General features: G+C 44.2%; 14 protein-coding genes. 9 read left to right on the top strand and 5 right to left on the bottom strand.

Annotated elements, in window-relative coordinates; all coding sequences use genetic code 11:
* The first annotated feature begins 264 nt into the window (after positions 1 to 264).
* Positions 265 to 1,344, top strand: a complete 1,080-nt coding sequence (serC, locus tag PAE54_RS02905; protein ID WP_326518366.1) for a 3-phosphoserine/phosphohydroxythreonine transaminase — start codon at positions 265 to 267, stop codon at positions 1,342 to 1,344.
* A 474-nt stretch (positions 1,345 to 1,818) separates the two neighbouring features.
* Here serC and PAE54_RS02900 read toward each other — a convergent pair whose 3' ends face one another.
* Positions 1,819 to 2,751: a hypothetical protein gene (locus PAE54_RS02900; RefSeq protein WP_326518365.1), complete on the bottom strand. Its 933-nt coding sequence runs from the start codon at positions 2,749 to 2,751 to the stop codon at positions 1,819 to 1,821.
* 266 nt (positions 2,752 to 3,017) lie between these two features.
* Here PAE54_RS02900 and PAE54_RS02895 point away from each other — a divergent pair, with 266 nt between their 5' ends.
* Complete coding sequence (locus tag PAE54_RS02895) at positions 3,018 to 3,488, top strand: YaiI/YqxD family protein (RefSeq protein WP_326518364.1); 471 nt, start codon at positions 3,018 to 3,020, stop codon at positions 3,486 to 3,488.
* A gap of 9 nt (positions 3,489 to 3,497) precedes the next feature.
* Positions 3,498 to 4,409 (top strand): DMT family transporter, encoded by a 912-nt coding sequence (locus PAE54_RS02890; RefSeq protein ID WP_326518363.1) that lies wholly within the window; start codon positions 3,498 to 3,500, stop codon positions 4,407 to 4,409.
* On the opposite strand, the gene PAE54_RS02885 is transcribed toward PAE54_RS02890, so the two are convergent.
* Positions 4,406 to 4,993 carry a PilZ domain-containing protein gene (locus PAE54_RS02885; RefSeq protein WP_326518362.1) on the bottom strand — a complete coding sequence of 196 codons (588 nt, stop codon included), beginning with the start codon at positions 4,991 to 4,993 and terminating at the stop codon, positions 4,406 to 4,408. The genes PAE54_RS02890 and PAE54_RS02885 overlap by 4 nt on opposite strands.
* 25 nt (positions 4,994 to 5,018) lie before the next feature.
* On the opposite strand from PAE54_RS02885, the gene PAE54_RS02880 reads away from it, so the two are divergent.
* The 3 genes from PAE54_RS02880 to PAE54_RS02870 all read left to right on the top strand — a co-directional run bounded on the left by PAE54_RS02880 (position 5,019) and on the right by PAE54_RS02870 (position 9,478).
* On the top strand, positions 5,019 to 6,254 hold the full coding sequence (locus PAE54_RS02880; RefSeq protein WP_273779470.1) for a lipoprotein-releasing ABC transporter permease subunit: 1,236 nt from the start codon (positions 5,019 to 5,021) through the stop codon (positions 6,252 to 6,254).
* Positions 6,247 to 6,930 carry a lipoprotein-releasing ABC transporter ATP-binding protein LolD gene (gene lolD / locus PAE54_RS02875; RefSeq protein WP_326518361.1) on the top strand — a complete coding sequence of 228 codons (684 nt, stop codon included), beginning with the start codon at positions 6,247 to 6,249 and terminating at the stop codon, positions 6,928 to 6,930. Before PAE54_RS02880 ends, lolD begins: the two co-directional genes overlap by 8 nt.
* A 94-nt stretch (positions 6,931 to 7,024) precedes the next feature.
* Positions 7,025 to 9,478, top strand: coding sequence for a DNA internalization-related competence protein ComEC/Rec2 (locus tag PAE54_RS02870; protein ID WP_326518360.1), 2,454 nt, complete (start codon positions 7,025 to 7,027; stop codon positions 9,476 to 9,478).
* On the opposite strand, the gene PAE54_RS02865 is transcribed toward PAE54_RS02870, so the two are convergent.
* Positions 9,396 to 10,385 (bottom strand): lysophospholipid acyltransferase family protein, encoded by a 990-nt coding sequence (locus tag PAE54_RS02865; RefSeq protein WP_326518359.1) that lies wholly within the window; start codon positions 10,383 to 10,385, stop codon positions 9,396 to 9,398. The genes PAE54_RS02870 and PAE54_RS02865 overlap by 83 nt on opposite strands.
* A gap of 138 nt (positions 10,386 to 10,523) precedes the next feature.
* Between PAE54_RS02865 and sppA the strand changes: the two genes are divergently transcribed.
* Together sppA and PAE54_RS02855 are read left to right on the top strand one after the other, a co-directional pair.
* On the top strand, positions 10,524 to 11,540 hold the full coding sequence (gene sppA, locus PAE54_RS02860) for a signal peptide peptidase SppA (protein ID WP_326518358.1): 1,017 nt from the start codon (positions 10,524 to 10,526) through the stop codon (positions 11,538 to 11,540).
* Between the two features lie 17 nt (positions 11,541 to 11,557).
* Positions 11,558 to 12,361, top strand: coding sequence for an alpha/beta fold hydrolase (locus PAE54_RS02855; protein ID WP_326518357.1), 804 nt, complete (start codon positions 11,558 to 11,560; stop codon positions 12,359 to 12,361).
* A gap of 56 nt (positions 12,362 to 12,417) precedes the next feature.
* Here the strand turns inward: PAE54_RS02855 and purN are convergent, their stop codons facing one another.
* Together purN and purM are read right to left on the bottom strand one after the other, a co-directional pair.
* Entirely contained in the window at positions 12,418 to 13,047 is a 630-nt protein-coding gene (gene purN / locus PAE54_RS02850) for a phosphoribosylglycinamide formyltransferase (RefSeq protein WP_326518356.1), read from the bottom strand.
* Positions 13,044 to 14,114 carry a phosphoribosylformylglycinamidine cyclo-ligase gene (gene purM / locus PAE54_RS02845; RefSeq protein ID WP_326518355.1) on the bottom strand — a complete coding sequence of 357 codons (1,071 nt, stop codon included), beginning with the start codon at positions 14,112 to 14,114 and terminating at the stop codon, positions 13,044 to 13,046. The genes purN and purM overlap by 4 nt, the downstream gene beginning before the upstream one ends.
* 132 nt (positions 14,115 to 14,246) lie before the next feature.
* On the opposite strand from purM, the gene cxpE reads away from it, so the two are divergent.
* Complete coding sequence (cxpE, locus tag PAE54_RS02840) at positions 14,247 to 15,443, top strand: chloramphenicol efflux transporter CxpE (protein ID WP_326518354.1); 1,197 nt, start codon at positions 14,247 to 14,249, stop codon at positions 15,441 to 15,443.
* Positions 15,444 to 15,456: the final 13 nt, after the last annotated feature.

Here is a 15,456-nt window from a genome sequence, read left to right as displayed (position 1 = left end):
ATTCAAGTTTGAGCTGTCGAAAAGCGAGCAAAAATATCACCTTTATATATCGAATCTTGATTGGGATTTGGCCATTGAAGGGAAATAAAACGGACCTGGATGAAAATGGCACCGTGAATTTATGAACCTTTCAATTCAGCATTATTGGCAAGATGATTTTAATTCAGCATCAGCATTGAAATATTTCCGTCCGAATATACTGCAAGAAAACTCATTCTGTGATTAAATGCCAAAAAATTTGTTTCATCTCATGAAGGAAAGATCATGCGCGCGTACAATTTCTGTGCTGGCCCTGCCGCATTACCCACTGCTGTGTTAGAAAAAGCTCAACAAGAGCTGCTCGACTGGCACGGTAAAGGCCTCTCGATTATGGAGATGAGCCACCGTAGTGCAGACTATGTCGCTGTTGCAGAAAAAGCTGAGGCGGATCTGCGTAAGCTGATGAACATTCCTGAAAACTACAAAGTGCTATTCTTACAAGGCGGAGCATCTCTGCAGTTTTCAGCCATTCCTTTAAATTTGCTCGGTAAAAACAGCAAAGCAGATTATATTCATACCGGCATTTGGTCAGAAAAAGCGCTCAAAGAAGCACAGCGTTATGGTGACATCAATGTCATCGAAGCGGGTACCAAAATCGATGGTAAATTGGCGATTACAGAACAAAGCCAGTGGAATTTGTCCAAAGATGCCGCTTATGTGCATTATGCGGACAATGAGACGATTGGTGGTCTGCAATTTGCAGGTATTCCTGAAGTTGAAGCGCCATTGGTTTCTGACCTGTCTTCAAGCATTTTGTCTGCACCTTTAGATGTATCTAAATTTGGCTTGATCTATGCGGGCGCACAAAAAAATATTGGCCCAGCAGGTCTGACTTTGGTGATTGTGCGTGAAGATTTGCTGGATCAGGCAAAACCTGAAATTCCAAGCATTTTGAAATATTCATCACAAGCGAAGAATGGTTCAATGGTCAATACACCATCAACGTATGCTTGGTATCTGTCTGGCCTGGTATTTGAATGGTTGCTTGAACAAGGCGGTGTAGACGCGATTCATCAGGTGAATCTGGAAAAAGCCAAATTACTTTATGGCTATATTGATTCTAGTGACTTCTATGCGAACCCGATTGCAGAAGCCAACCGTTCAATCATGAATGTGCCATTTACCTTAGCAGATGCCAATCTGGAAAAATTGTTCCTGAAAGAGGCGGAAGAAAACCATTTATTGAACTTGGCGGGTCACCGTTCTGTGGGTGGCATGCGTGCGAGTATTTATAACGCTGTTCCACTTGCAGGTGTGCAGGCATTAGTGAATTTTATGGATGACTTCGCGAAACGTAATGGTTAATCACTATTCATCCTAAATTTAAAAGCCCTCACGATTGAGGGTTTTTTTATTCGCATTAAAAAAATAGCATTGAGCAGATGCCATAAAGGAGGAGTGAATTCTTAGGCAAATAGACTGAAATGGTGAATCGTGAATGCTGCTAAAAACATGCCTAAAACAAAAAAACAGCAGGCAGCCCTATCTATTTTGAGTCGCGGATGACCGGGCACAACCAAATTGGTCGTGTGTTCAGGTATTGTTTTCATTAATAAGCCTAAATCTTATATATTTTTGTTGAATCTAATATTGCTATTATTTTTTAGTATAAATATAAATCTGAATAAAGCAATATGGCCTATAAAATCGTTGCATATTTTATATATTTTAGACTGTGTTTTTATACTATTTAAAAATATATTGCGGATATTAACTATAGCATGTCAAAAAAAAGCCAGTGAGTTTAAGTCACTGGCTTAAAAGAGAAAATGTGAAGAATTAAACTATTTTGCTGTGAATATGCGCCTGAATCCAGATATTGCCGCGAATATATTGTCCAATCGAGAAGTTTCTATAAGACTCATTTTTTGTCGCGATACGGATCAATGTTGCAGGCTGATTTTCTTCTAAAATTAACGTGACATCATAGAGGGTATATTCCTGATCCATAAAGCTCATGGCCGTTTTACCCACGATTTTACCTTGGAACCAGGCTTCATCTTCCTGACCGAGGGTTTCACCATATAAATAGGCCACCATTTTTGAAAAATCAACGGTCACAGGGAGGGTGTCTTCTTCCGATTTAGGTTGCCAGGCATCTAGCAGTTCCTGCAAATTATCCGGCGCGACACCCTGATGTTCTGCCAAAATATCATTTAAGGCATGGTGATAGCGTACAGATGCCGGATCATCCACAACAATTTGTTCACCTTCCGCGACGCTTTCTAGTTCATAAGCCCAAGCGCTCAGCTGTGCTTGATAGGTCTGACCTTGTTGATATTGATCGTGATTGACACTATACAAACTGTCAAATGCGTAAATAGTTGCATTTTGTCCGACTTTGAGACGTAACACGGCTTGGGTATTGGAGCTACTGCAAATAATACGCTCAACTTGGGCATTCAGTTTATACGGACTTTCAAAACACGGAAAAGCTGTTTTAACCGCTTTAGGTCGATTGTTTTCAACAGTAATCACCTGACACAACTGAACGGCCGAGTGGTGTGGTCCTTGAATGAACCAGACCGCAGGATCCATATCCGTTTCTTGCGTACACAGTCCCATCGGCATAACCGGTTGATCCAATGCAAGACCTAACCATTTGGGTACTTCGGTGGTGGGCTGATCGGTCAGTAGACTCCAGTGTTCCACATGGCTACCAAAGTTTTGATCATCAATTGTGATCAGTTCAGGTCTGCTTGGATTTTTCATATCTACAATTTATTTTGGTGATATTTATCTTATTTAATCGAGGATGATCTCAGTTTTTCAAGGTCTAGGTGCGATTTTAGCCAGGAATTTTTTCTTCCTGCTAGATCTGAGCGAATACGGTTTTTGATCATTGTGCAATTGTCGGGATTTACTCCAGTATTTTTAGAGAATCTGATATCAACCATTCGGTATTTTGCAATTTTAGCCCGCAGCCTATCATGAGAGTTTGTTACACTATGGTTTTATTGACAATTAAAAGGTGAGATGTGTTGCCCTTTAAACTTTGGGTGGATGCCGATGCTTTACCTAAAATGCTGCGGGAAGTGATTCTACGGGCTTCAGATCGTTATCAACTTGAGGTCACTTTTGTGGCCAACCAGAATGTGGGCATTACCCCTTCGGTACGGATTAACTCTATTCAGGTTTTGAGTGGTGCAGATCAGGCTGATCAGGAAATTGTTGATCGCATGCAAAGCAATGATATTGTTATTACTCAGGATATTCCTCTCGCGGCGCAAGTGATTGAGAAGGGGGGAATTGCTATTCACCCACGCGGAGAAATTTTTACCCAGTCCAATATTAAGGCACGTCTGCATTTACGTGATTTTATGGACACTTTACGGGGAGCAGGGGTACAAACCGGCGGGCCACCTCCAATTTCGGAGCGGGATAAACGTGAATTTTCCAGTAGTCTGGATCAAACGATCCTGAAACAAAAACGCAAGACGGCACAGTGAGCTGAAGTGATGCCATCCAAAGTCAATATGATCGTGACCTATGCCGTGCTGGTCTTTATCTGGTCAACTACGCCACTAGCCATCGTATGGAGTGTGTCTGATCTGCATTTAATGTGGGCTTTGGTCCTGCGTTTCTTTTTTGCCTTACCGCTTGCCTTGGCTTTGACTTGGATATTAAACGTACATCTGCCGTTGAGCAGAGTGGCATTACATAGCTATCTGGCAGGTGCAACAGGCTTTATTGGCTCACAGATTTTTACCTACATCGCGACCAGCTATCTCAGCTCTGGAATTATCGCACTGATGTTCGGCTTGGCACCGATTATGGCAGGTTTAATTGGGCGGTTCGGATTTCAGCAGCAACTCAATCGTTTGCAATGGATGGGGATGCTGGTTGCGGTGGCCGGTTTGGCTGTGATTTGCTTTAGTGGAGAGAATCAGCATGTGAATCCGATCGGTATTGGCTTGATGTTGATCAGTGTGTTTACCTATGCTTTGTCGATTTTCTGGGTAAAAAAAGTCAATGCAAGAGTGGAGCCCATGGCTCAAGCCACGGGTTCTATTCTGGTTTCGAGCGTGGGTGCCTTGGCATTATTGCCCTTTATTTGGCAGTATGCACCAGACCATATTCCTAGCACCAAGTCTTTGATTGCATTGATGTATACGGTAATAATGGCATCCCTGATAGCGATGTTCTGTTATTTTAAACTGGTACAAAACATTCAGGCGACCACTTTATCATTGACCACCGTAATGACACCGATGCTGGCCTTGTTGGTGGGTGCAGCCTTTAACCATGAACGCTTATCGATCATGGTGCTGTTGGGTGCGGCAATTCTGTTATGTGGTCTGTTTCTATATTTCTACCGTGATCTCAAGGCCAGTCGTGAATTGGCGCATAAATTGAAATCTTCTGTTTAAATTGTAGAGGCTTTCGTTGAACTTTGTTCAGCTTCTGCAACAACCTGCGCAAGTTTGGCGCGATCTTGCGGATGGAGTGTCACAAAGTAGGCACCCGTACGGAAGAGACCATTTTCTGAAGGTTTGCTATAGACGACTTGGGCGGTGGCCGCAATATGGAAAAAATTTTCTGGATGGCTTAAGGTCACATGGATATAGCTACCTTCGGCAATCGCACTATCACTGGAAAAACTCAGACCACTTTCAGAAAAATTCACCTGTTTAGGGATCGGCAACATGGATTGTACAATAGCATCGTATAATGAGCCGGTGATGAGATTCAATTTTTGATCAAATAAGGATAAGATTCGAGCAATTTGTTGATCTTTTTCATTTAATTGTTCTAATTCGTAGTTGATGGCATGATCAAATTGATCTAATTCTGCAAGTAGTAGAAAATAACGCGGCAAGACAAAATTAGGATCGTAAGGATCATTAAGAGCAACATCATCAGAAATCATCTGATAATTAATTCGCAAGGCAGCATCGATGCGAGACATCACACGACGTTCTGAAATGCCGCTTTGATGCTGTAATGTTTCCATAATGAATTACCTCGGACTAGGTGGTATGTTTAAACCAATCTCGCTGTATATAGGGCTGAGATATACTCGCGCACGGCGCAGTAATCACTTTATTTCTTTTATTGCTTTGGTTTCGATGATCGGTCTCACCTTAGGGGTGGCTGTGCTGATTACGGTCTTGTCCGTGATGAACGGCTTTGATCGTGAACTGAAGAACCGGGTTTTGGGAATGATCCCGCAGGCAACGGTCTCTTCTAATCAAATTCTAACAGATTGGCCAGAACTTGCAAAAAAAGTTGAACAGCATGAACATGTTACTGGTGTTGCACCATTTACCCAACTCCAGGGGATGCTGACGGCGCAAGGTCAGGTCGCCGGCATCATGGTCACGGGCATTGAACCGGAATACGAAAAGAAAGTCTCGATTATCCAAAATCATATGGTCGAAGGCAGTATTGATCAGTTGAAAAAAGGCGAGTTTGGTATTGTATTGGGTAAACAGATGACCGATGCTCTCGGACTTGGCCTGAATGATAATGTGACTTTAGTCCTGCCAGAAGCAACACCTTCACCTGCCGGAGTGGTTCCACGCTTTAAGCGCTTTAAAATTGTCGGGATTTTCAGTATCGGTGCCGAAGTCGATTCCATGATGGGCTATATTGCGCTTAATGATGCTGCAACCTTATTGCGTTTGCCGGATGGTGCACAGGGGGTGCGTTTAAAACTGGATGATATTTTTGTTGCCCCTCAAGTTGCGGCAGATATTGTTCGTGGACTACCTAGCAACTTTTATGCTTCGGATTGGACTTATACCCATGGCAATCTGTTCAGCGCGATTCAAATGGAAAAGGCCATGGTCAGCTTGCTGCTCTTCCTGATCGTACTGGTTGCCGCTTTTAATATCGTGTCTTCTCTGGTGATGGTAGTTACGGATAAGAAATCAGACATCGCGATTTTAAGAACTTTGGGTGCATCACCAGCAACCATCACCAAAATCTTTATGGTGCAAGGTACCGTGATTGGCGTGATCGGAACTGTAACCGGTGCAATTTTGGGGATTATCTTTGCTTCCAGTATTAGTGATTTTATTTCCTGGTTGAATAATGCGTTTGGTTTACATCTGTTTGATGCCTACTTTATTAACTATTTACCTTCTTATTTAAGATGGCAAGATGTCGTCATTATTGTCAGCCTTTCACTATTACTGAGTTTTTTGGCGACTATTTATCCAGCATTACGTGCAGCTAAAATTCAACCTGCTGAGGCTTTACGCTATGAATAAAACTGTGTTGGAAGCCAAAAATATTTATAAGCACTTTACGGATGGCAAATCCAAGGTGGAAGTGATTAAAGGTTTATCACTGAAAGTCGATGCAGGTGAGTTTATTTCAGTGGTGGGGGCAAGTGGTTCAGGTAAAAGTACGTTGTTGCATGTGCTAGGTGGATTGGAGCGACCAACGGAAGGGCAGGTTTTTCTCAACGGTCAACGCTTTGACAATTTGGGAGAGGCAGAACGAGGCTATCAGCGTAATCAGTATCTTGGTTTTGTCTATCAGTTTCACCATCTTTTACCTGAGTTTTCCGCACTGGAAAATGTCGCCATGCCGTTAATGTTACGCCGTGACAGTGTCTATAAAGAGGTGAAGCAACAGGCCGAGTATTTGCTGGAACGCGTCGGCTTATCGCATCGTGTGACTCATAAACCAGGGGAATTATCAGGCGGGGAACGTCAGCGTGTGGCATTGGCTCGTGCACTGGTTACCAAGCCTGCCCTAATGCTTGCGGATGAACCGACCGGAAATCTGGATCGCAAAACAGCGCTGAGTATTTTTGAATTACTCAGCGACCTGAAAAAAGAATTAAATATGGCGATGCTGATCGTCACTCATGATGAACAGCTGGCTCAGGCTGCAGATCAAATTCTGCATATGCAAGATGGCCTATGGGTACCGGCATAACCGTCTATCGGAATCCTAATTTTCATCTTGTTAAAGCCCAGTTTACTGGGCTTTAATATTTTGTATTCAAAAACAATAACTCACAATATTATTCATGTTGAAGCTGATTTTGCTGTCTTGGATCTTGGGTATCGCAAGCATGGGCAGTAGTCTCCCTTCGCTTTTTAGTATCTGGCCTGCTTTATTCATCCTTTCCTTGATTCTAGTGGTATTGATTCAGTTGAAATGGGTCAAGACGGATTTTCTGGCGATCAAGATTGTGCAAGTGTTCCTCTTTGTCTCTACTGCTTTTTCTAGTGGGCATTACTACGCGGACCATGCTTTAACGAAACGTTTGCAGTTTCGGGAAACACAGCCTCAACAGGTAGATGTGGTGGTTTATGCGGATCGTCTCAGTGAATTCAAGGAAGAAACGGTTCAGCAAAAGGTTCAGGTATTGGGGCGGCATGCCAAACCCGTTCAGTGGTTGTTGTTGATGAAAAGATCTGGTTATCGATCCCCATCCTCTTTGCAATTAGGACAGTATTATCGTATTCAAGGGACGCTTAAACCGGCACATAGTTATGCAACATCCGGGGCATTTGATCAGGAAAAGTGGTGGCTGCAGCAAAATGTGATGGCTGGATTGCGTGTGGCTATGATCCAACCTTTGACTACAGAACAGGTTGCTGCTCTTGGTTTTTCTGCGCATCAACGCCAACAGCAGGGTTGGTGGATGCAATTCCGTTTGCAGGTTGAACAATCGCGTTACGGTTATCGTGAGTTTATTCAACATCAACCTTTAACACAAAAAGGCTTATTGCTCGGCTTGCTTACAGGCGACCGTAGTCTGTTATCAGCACATACTGAAGCACAATTTCAGCGTCTAGGCATCAGTCATCTGTTGGCGATTTCCGGACCACATGTCTTGATTTTTGCTTTGTTGGTCAGCTGGCTACTCCAACGTATCATCGGGCGTTATCGACCACAGTTGTATTTAAAATGGCCCAAAGTGTATGTGCTGATGTTGCCTTTTTTAGGGGCAGTGCTGGGATATTGCGCTTTTGTTGGCTTTGAAATTCCTGCATTACGGACCTTGCTGATGAGTATAGTCACGGTAACGGTTATTTTATTGCAGCAGCCCCTGCGTAGTCTGAGTATCTTGTTGCTGAGTGCGAGTATTTTACTGCTGTTTGATCCGTGGAGTGTGTTGTCAGCGGCTTTCTGGTTGTCTTTTGGCGCCAGCTTTATCCTGTTAAGAATTTATCAGACTTTGCAGCAGCAACCTTTGGGTATCGAGATTACTGGGCTACAACGTTTCTTTCAACATTTCCTGTTACTTGTGGAATCACAAGGCAAGATTTTTATCGCTTTATTGCCGCTGGTGTTGATCTTCTTTCAGCAACTCAGCTGGATTGCACCACTGGCCAATATCCTGACGATTCCGATTTTGGCCGGTGTTATTGTACCGTTGAATATTGTCTCGGCATGTCTGTATGTGATTTGGGAACCCTTCGGGAGTTTGGGTTTTCAAATCACCGACCACTTGTTAAATCTGATGATGTACCTGTTGAATGGGATGGAACATCTGTTCAATCCGCAACTGCACCGGTTCGCTGCAACACCACTGATGATTGTATTGTTAGGTTTGGGAATGCTGTTACTGTTTCTGCCACGCGGTGTAGTTCCTAAAGCGTGGTCAGCACTGGCGATAGTGCCCGTTTTTTTAGGTTTCACGACACATCCCCAATGGACTTTACACATTCTGGATGTGGGGCAGGGACAAGCGGTTCTATTAGAAGATGGACAGCATAAACTGATGATTGATACCGGTGGATATTACCGCGAGGATAAGTTTAGTATTGGTCAACAGGTTGTCTTGCCCTATCTATCACGGCAAGGGATTACACAACTCCAGCAGTTATTTTTGTCCCATCTGGATCATGATCATAGTGGGGCACTGGGGGCCGTGCTAAAAGGCCTACCTGTCCAACAAATATTAGCCAATGAAACCGTGCCTGACATTTTGCCACAGCAGTTTCAATACTGTCATGCAGGACAGCAATGGCGATTTGAACATAGTCAATTGCGGGTACTGTCACCGATATATACCGATTTAGCCAAGGTGAAAAGCAATCGGAATGAATATTCTTGTGTATTGTATCTACAGGTGACCCAGGCACAAGGCGTTCAGAACTTCCTGATCATGGGGGATGCTGGTTGGCAAACTGAATATCAATTATTGCAGCGTTATCCAGATTTAAAAGTTGATGTGCTGGTGCTAGGACATCATGGTAGTCGGCATAGTTCTTCTTACTCCTTTTTGCAGCAGCTTAAACCAAAACTAGCAGTCGCTTCCGTCGGTTGGGATAACCGCTATGGTCATCCGAGTCAGGAATTACAGGCCAGATTGCGCGAGTTAGGAATTCCTCTGCTTACGACAGCACAAGCGGGAACCTTGCAATTTCAGCTGAGCGAACAGAAAATCAAGTTGCGGACACATCGACAGCAGTGGCGTTGGTTGCAGCGAGAACCTGTTGCTGATGCTGTCTTAAGGCCTGGACTTTAACCAATGCCTGTTCGCAGGGTAAGTTATAGACGTTTGCTAGTGCAGGATTAGCCTTAAAACGTTTATAGCTCCAGTGATAATGTTCAGGATAGCGTTGTACCAAGCCTTCGATCGCCTGATGAATCACACGTGTTCCATGCTCGGCTGAGCCCTGATACACCTGTTCATTGATCGGCTCGATATACATATCAAAACCATTTTGCTCATTTCGTAACGCGTACAAGAGTAGGGCCCGAGCTTTGGTTTTCTGGATGAGTTTAGCACTCAGGTTGCTTGATGCGACAGGCACACCGAAATACTCCACCTGATCTCCACCGGTATTGGGCGTATGGTCAGGTAAAATCACCGTGGTTCCCCCTTGTTTCAGGGCTTTAAAAATTTGGCGTACCCCGCTTTCATCCGTGGGGACCAGGTGGGCCTGCTCACGACCACGTGCTTCACGGACAAATTGTTCAGCTGCGGGGTCTTTCACCGGTTTGTATAAAATGGTCATCGCGGTGTGTTGAGCACACCAAACATTCATGATTTCCCAAGTGCCAAAATGCGGAACGACTAAAACCAGACCTTTGTTTTCTGCCAGTGCTTCATGAAAGTAATGTTCACCCGTGACTGAATGTAAGCGACTCAGATTTTTCTGGTTACTGGCCCCCCAAATGCTGAAAAATTCGAAATACGACATCAGCTCATTTTTGATCGCTTTACGGCTAATGTCGAGGCGTTCTGGCTCGGATAAGTCGGGCAAAGCGATCTGCAAATTAAGCTGAATGGTTTTTGCCGTATTGGAAAGATGAAATAGATTGACCGCACCTGCAAGTAAGCGAGCGATAAAACGGGAAACCTGGATCGGCTGACGACCGATAAACTTAAGCAGTTTATAGGTCACGCTGTTTGAATGTGATGTCGTCATGATACAAAACGGTGAAAACGGTCAAAGAAAGGTGAAGCGCCGAAAAAAATATTATAGTGTAAATCACCCTTTGAAGACAGTTTTTCACCACACAGTGTATATAATGATGAACTTTACAAATCATTTGGATTGTGTTGTATGTCCGATTGGCCACCAAAACCTCAGAACGAAACGCAACAAACGAACAATAAAAATGGACAGGAATGGCAAATTTTAGAAAAAGCTGTTCTTGCTTCTGTCGAAGAACAACGTCGTGCACGGCGTTGGAGTATCTTCTTTAAATTCCTGACCTTTGGCTATGTCCTACTGATCTTTATTTTGATGGGACGAGGCTGTTCCATGGTTGAGGATACTGCAGCACCGGGCGTGGCTGGTTCACATCTTGCCGTTGTCAATATTATTGGAACCATTGATTCAGGCAACCAGTCGGTTAATAGTGAAGATACTATCAAAGCCTTAAAACGTGCTTTTGAAGCGAAAAACAGTAAAGCGATTGCTTTAAATATCAATTCACCAGGCGGATCACCAGTACAGTCAGATGAAATCTGGCAGGAAATCCGTTATCTCAAGCAGCAATACCCGAATAAAAAAGTATATGCGGTGATTGGCGATATGGGAGCTTCAGGCGCGTATTATATTGCCTCTGCAGCAGATGAAATTTGGGTGAACCCTTCAAGCTTGGTTGGCTCGATTGGGGTCATTATGCCGAATTATGGTATTAGCGGTTTAGCACAAAAATTGGGAATTGAAGACCGTACGCTTACTGCGGGTGAAAATAAAGATATCCTGAGCATGACCAAACCGATTAATCCGGTACAGCGTCAGCATATTCAAGGGGTACTGGATAATGTGCATAACCATTTTATTCAGGCTGTTAAGCAAGGTCGTGGGGCCAAACTGAAAAGCACTGATCCAGCGATTTTCTCAGGATTATTCTGGACAGGTGAACAGGCGGTTCAACTTGGCATTGCGGACCGTTCAGGCAGTATGAATAGTTTGAAACGCGAGCTGAAACTGGAACATAGTGTAAACTACACGATTGAACGTAATCCACTGGAATCAGTGCTTGGACGAGTGGGAACTTCCATTGGGCAGGGACTGAGTCAGTCGGTCAGTCAGCAATTACAGAGTAGCCAGAACGCTAAATTACAATAATTACGGGGTGAGAAGAGATGACCAATAAGCCGGTGATGCATTTTGCACATGCCAATGGTGTTCCTTCTGCCGTGTACCAAAAGCTTTTTGATCATTTGTCTGATGATTATGAGGTCGTGTCGATTCCGCTGATTGGAACTAATCCTAAGTATCCGATCAGCAATCATTGGCCTTATCTGGTACAGCAAGTCATCGACAGCATTGAATCACAGGCATCAGGTCAGCGCGTGATTGGCTTGGGACATTCTTTAGGCTCTGCGCTAACCTTTATGGCAGCCATGCAACGTCCTGATTTGTTCCAGCAGGTGATTATGCTGGATCCTCCATTGATTATGGGGAAGGATGGACTGACCCTGCATTTGTCGAAAATGTTCAGTGCGAAAATTTTGGATCGTATCACGCCGGCTGGTTTGTCTTTGCGCCGTCGTGATCATTGGGAGAGTCGTGCACAGGCGGCGGAATTGCTGCGCCCTAAGGGATTTTATCGGGATTTTGATGCGGAATGTTTTGATGCTTATATCGAGCATGCTTTGCAGGATGATCCGCGTGGTGGGGTGACACTAACCATTCCCAAAAATGCCGAGGTTGAGATTTTCCGGACCAATCCTTCTTTGTGGTGGTTACCGCAAAAGAAACTGTCTATGCCTGCCCATCTTGTCGTGGGGCAGGAGAGCATTTTCCTGCAGCGTAAGTTTCCCCAGATGGTGGAGAAAAAATGGGATATTCCGTTTAGTATTACGCCGGGTGGGCATATGTTTCCATTAGAGCATCCTGTTGAAGTGGCTCAGTTGATTAAACAATTAATTCGACAACCTCATTAATTTATTGCTTGTAAGACAAATAAAAAAGCGCCTTCGAGAAGGCGCTTTTTTATTTTTTAGAATTTGCAGAACTGCACAGGCTCAGTTAAAGGCTGCCCTTTAAAAATGGCTTGGCCTTGCACATAGTGCAAATCACCACGACAGATCCATTCTGCCACTTGCGGATAAATCAAGTGTTCCAGCCCATGCACACGATGTGCCAGATGGTTGGCATCATCATGTGGCCCGACTTTTAAGATACCTTGAGCGATGGCCTGACCGGCATCCAGTTCAGGCGTGACATAGTGTACGGTACAGCCATGGAAGACATCCCCACTATTCAGCACACGCTGATGGGTATGCATGCCTTTATAAAAGGGCAACAGAGAGGGATGGATGTTCAGCATTTTACCTTCCCACGCACGCACAAACTTCTCGCTTAAAATCCGCATGAAGCCGGCAAGAATCACAAAGTCAACTTGCCAGTCCAGCAGTTGCTGATGCATGGCTTGATCAAAGACTTCACGTGTTGGAAAGTGTTTATGTTCAATTACCGCAGTATCGATCCCGGCATTTTTTGCACGGGTAAGCGCGTAGGCATCTGGTTTGTTCGACAATACACCTACGATTTGCCCAGATAACTGGGCATCGATGAGTGCTTGTAGGTTAGAACCACTGCCTGAAACGAGTACAGCAATTCGTATCATGCAAAAATTACGCGGATTTTTTCGTCTGCGCCTTCAACCGATTCAGCATTGTCCTGGATGTAGCCAATTTTCCAGGCTTTTTCACCTTGTGCATTCAACACTTCAATGGTTTTTTCCGCATCAGCAGCATCAACAGCAATGACCATACCTACGCCACAGTTAAAGGTGCGGTACATTTCAAAACGTTCAACACCACCTTCACGTTGTAGTAGTTTGAATAGTTCTGGCCATTCCCAAGAAGCTTCGTCAATTACCGCCTGTGCACCATTTGGCAAGACACGTGGCAAGTTGCCTGGTAAACCACCACCCGTGATGTGTGCCATGGCATGGACATCCACTTGTTTGCACAACTCAAGCACTGGTTTTACATAAATGCGGGTAGGTTCCATCGCGACATCAGCCAATGGGCGACCATCGATTTCCTGCGTTAAATCGACATTTTTTACATCAAGAATTTTACGTAGCAGTGAGTAACCATTTGAATGTGCACCGCTTGATGCGATACCAATCAAGACATCACCGGCTTTGACTTTAGAGCCATCAATAATTTTACTTTGCTCAACTACACCTACGGCAAAACCAGCAAGATCGTAATCTTCACCTTCATACATGCCTGGCATTTCGGCGGTTTCACCACCGACCAATGCACAACCTGCTAGCTCACAACCTTTACCAATACCGGTTACGACATTTGCTGCTACATCCACATTAAGATGGCCTGTTGCATAGTAGTCGAGGAAGAATAAAGGTTCAGCACCACAGACCAAAAGATCGTTGACGCACATTGCCACTAGATCCTGACCAATCGTGTCATGACGGTTCAGGTTTAATGCCAGACGTAATTTTGTGCCTACGCCATCGGTACCTGAAACAAGAACTGGCTCTTCATAACCTTTCGGAATTTTGCAAAGTGCGCCGAAGCCGCCAAGACCGCCCATTACTTCAGGACGAGTTGTGCGTTTAGCTACAGATTTGATTCGATCGACCAGTGCGTCGCCCGCTTCAATATCGACACCAGCGTCTTTATAGCTTAAACCAGAGTTAGGGGTAGAAGTTGAGTTGCTCATAATGAAGTCTCCGCAATGGCGTGAGATTATAACCTGAATAAACGAAACTCTTATGTTATTTATGCGCTAAAATGCTATCTTTACTAAAATATTTTCTTCTATAACGATTAAACTGAGAAAAGGCGAGATTCTATGCTCGATCGTACCTTGCGCCGTATTTTTATCCTTGCAGGCATCGCACTCGTTCTCTGGATTTTATATTTACTTAAACCTGTTGTTCTACCTTTTATTGGGGCTTTTTTAATTGCCTACCTGTTTAGTCCGCTAGTTGATTATTTACATGCTTGGAGACTACCGCGTTGGTTGGCGATTAGTGTGGTCTTTGTTGGTATCGGGATTCTGATTACTCTGGCGATCTGGTATGTCGTGCCACTGATCTGGAAACAATTAATCTATTCCCGTGACAGTATTCCCGCTGGTATTCACTGGCTAAATTCCACTTTCCTGCCTTGGGTGTCCCATAACTTTAATGTCGAACGGATGGAAATCGATACGGAGCAGATGTCCACTGTCATTATGGAATATATCCAGACCAACTATAGTGCCGACAGTATTCAGACCATGCTGTTAAAAGTGGCGCAATCCGGATTGAACTTTATTCAGATTGGGGGCACCGTGGTTCTGATTCCGATTATTTCTTTCTATTTCTTATTGGACTGGCAGCGGATGCTGGATTCTTTTCATCGCCTGATTCCGCGTCGCTATGAACCGAATGCCATGGTGATTGTGAGAGAATGTCATAGTGTACTGGGCGCTTTTGTGAAAGGACAGTTTCTGGTGATGTTCTTGTTAGGCATTGTCTATGCATCAGGTTTGCAACTGATCGGATTGGAAGTCGGTTTGATTATTGGGATGGTTGCAGGGCTGGCCAGTATTATCCCTTACTTAGGGTTTGCTGTAGGTATCATTGCTGCGATTGTCGCCACCTTATTCCAGTTTGGTATCGACTGGATGCAGCTGATTCTGGTTGTGGTGGTGTTTATGATTGGACAGGCCGTAGAAGGTTATATTTTACAGCCGTTCTTGCTCGGCGATAAGATTGGTCTTTCCCCGGTTGCAGTGGTCTTTGCTGTTTTGGCAGGTGCCCATTTAGGTGGTCTGATTGGAATGTTAATCGCACTTCCTGTGGCGGCCGTTATTGTGGTGCTGTTAAAGCATGTACGCGAGAGCTATGAGCATAGCGCATTTTATGGGCCGCCTAATTTAGTTGAACAGGCCGCTGAGTCAGCGAATTTGCTGGTCACTCCAGATCTTCAGGCGCTGGATTCCGACAGAAAAGATCAGCAAGCGACTGAAAAATCGATTAACATTGATCAAGATCAACCTTAAGGTTTACAGTAGA

Source organism: Acinetobacter minutum, assembly GCF_035916735.1.
In the GTDB taxonomy this organism is placed as follows: Bacteria; Pseudomonadota; Gammaproteobacteria; order Pseudomonadales; family Moraxellaceae; genus Acinetobacter.
This window is presented reverse-complemented; position numbering and strand designations above follow the sequence as displayed.

What these genes read in the sequence shown, in the direction of transcription:
- PAE54_RS02890 (WP_326518363.1), top strand. Translation starts at nt 3,498, where the DNA reads ATGCCATCCAAAGTCAATATGATCGTGACCTATGCCGTGCTGGTCTTT.
- PAE54_RS02870 (WP_326518360.1), top strand. Translation starts at nt 7,025, where the DNA reads ATGTTGAAGCTGATTTTGCTGTCTTGGATCTTGGGTATCGCAAGCATG.
- PAE54_RS02865 (WP_326518359.1), bottom strand. Translation starts at nt 10,385, where the DNA reads ATGACGACATCACATTCAAACAGCGTGACCTATAAACTGCTTAAGTTT.
- PAE54_RS02900 (WP_326518365.1), bottom strand. Translation starts at nt 2,751, where the DNA reads ATGAAAAATCCAAGCAGACCTGAACTGATCACAATTGATGATCAAAAC.
- serC (WP_326518366.1), top strand. Translation starts at nt 265, where the DNA reads ATGCGCGCGTACAATTTCTGTGCTGGCCCTGCCGCATTACCCACTGCT.
- lolD (WP_326518361.1), top strand. Translation starts at nt 6,247, where the DNA reads ATGAATAAAACTGTGTTGGAAGCCAAAAATATTTATAAGCACTTTACG.
- cxpE (WP_326518354.1), top strand. Translation starts at nt 14,247, where the DNA reads ATGCTCGATCGTACCTTGCGCCGTATTTTTATCCTTGCAGGCATCGCA.
- purM (WP_326518355.1), bottom strand. Translation starts at nt 14,114, where the DNA reads ATGAGCAACTCAACTTCTACCCCTAACTCTGGTTTAAGCTATAAAGAC.
- PAE54_RS02880 (WP_273779470.1), top strand. Translation starts at nt 5,019, where the DNA reads ATGTTTAAACCAATCTCGCTGTATATAGGGCTGAGATATACTCGCGCA.
- PAE54_RS02885 (WP_326518362.1), bottom strand. Translation starts at nt 4,993, where the DNA reads ATGGAAACATTACAGCATCAAAGCGGCATTTCAGAACGTCGTGTGATG.
- PAE54_RS02855 (WP_326518357.1), top strand. Translation starts at nt 11,558, where the DNA reads ATGACCAATAAGCCGGTGATGCATTTTGCACATGCCAATGGTGTTCCT.
- sppA (WP_326518358.1), top strand. Translation starts at nt 10,524, where the DNA reads ATGTCCGATTGGCCACCAAAACCTCAGAACGAAACGCAACAAACGAAC.
- purN (WP_326518356.1), bottom strand. Translation starts at nt 13,047, where the DNA reads ATGATACGAATTGCTGTACTCGTTTCAGGCAGTGGTTCTAACCTACAA.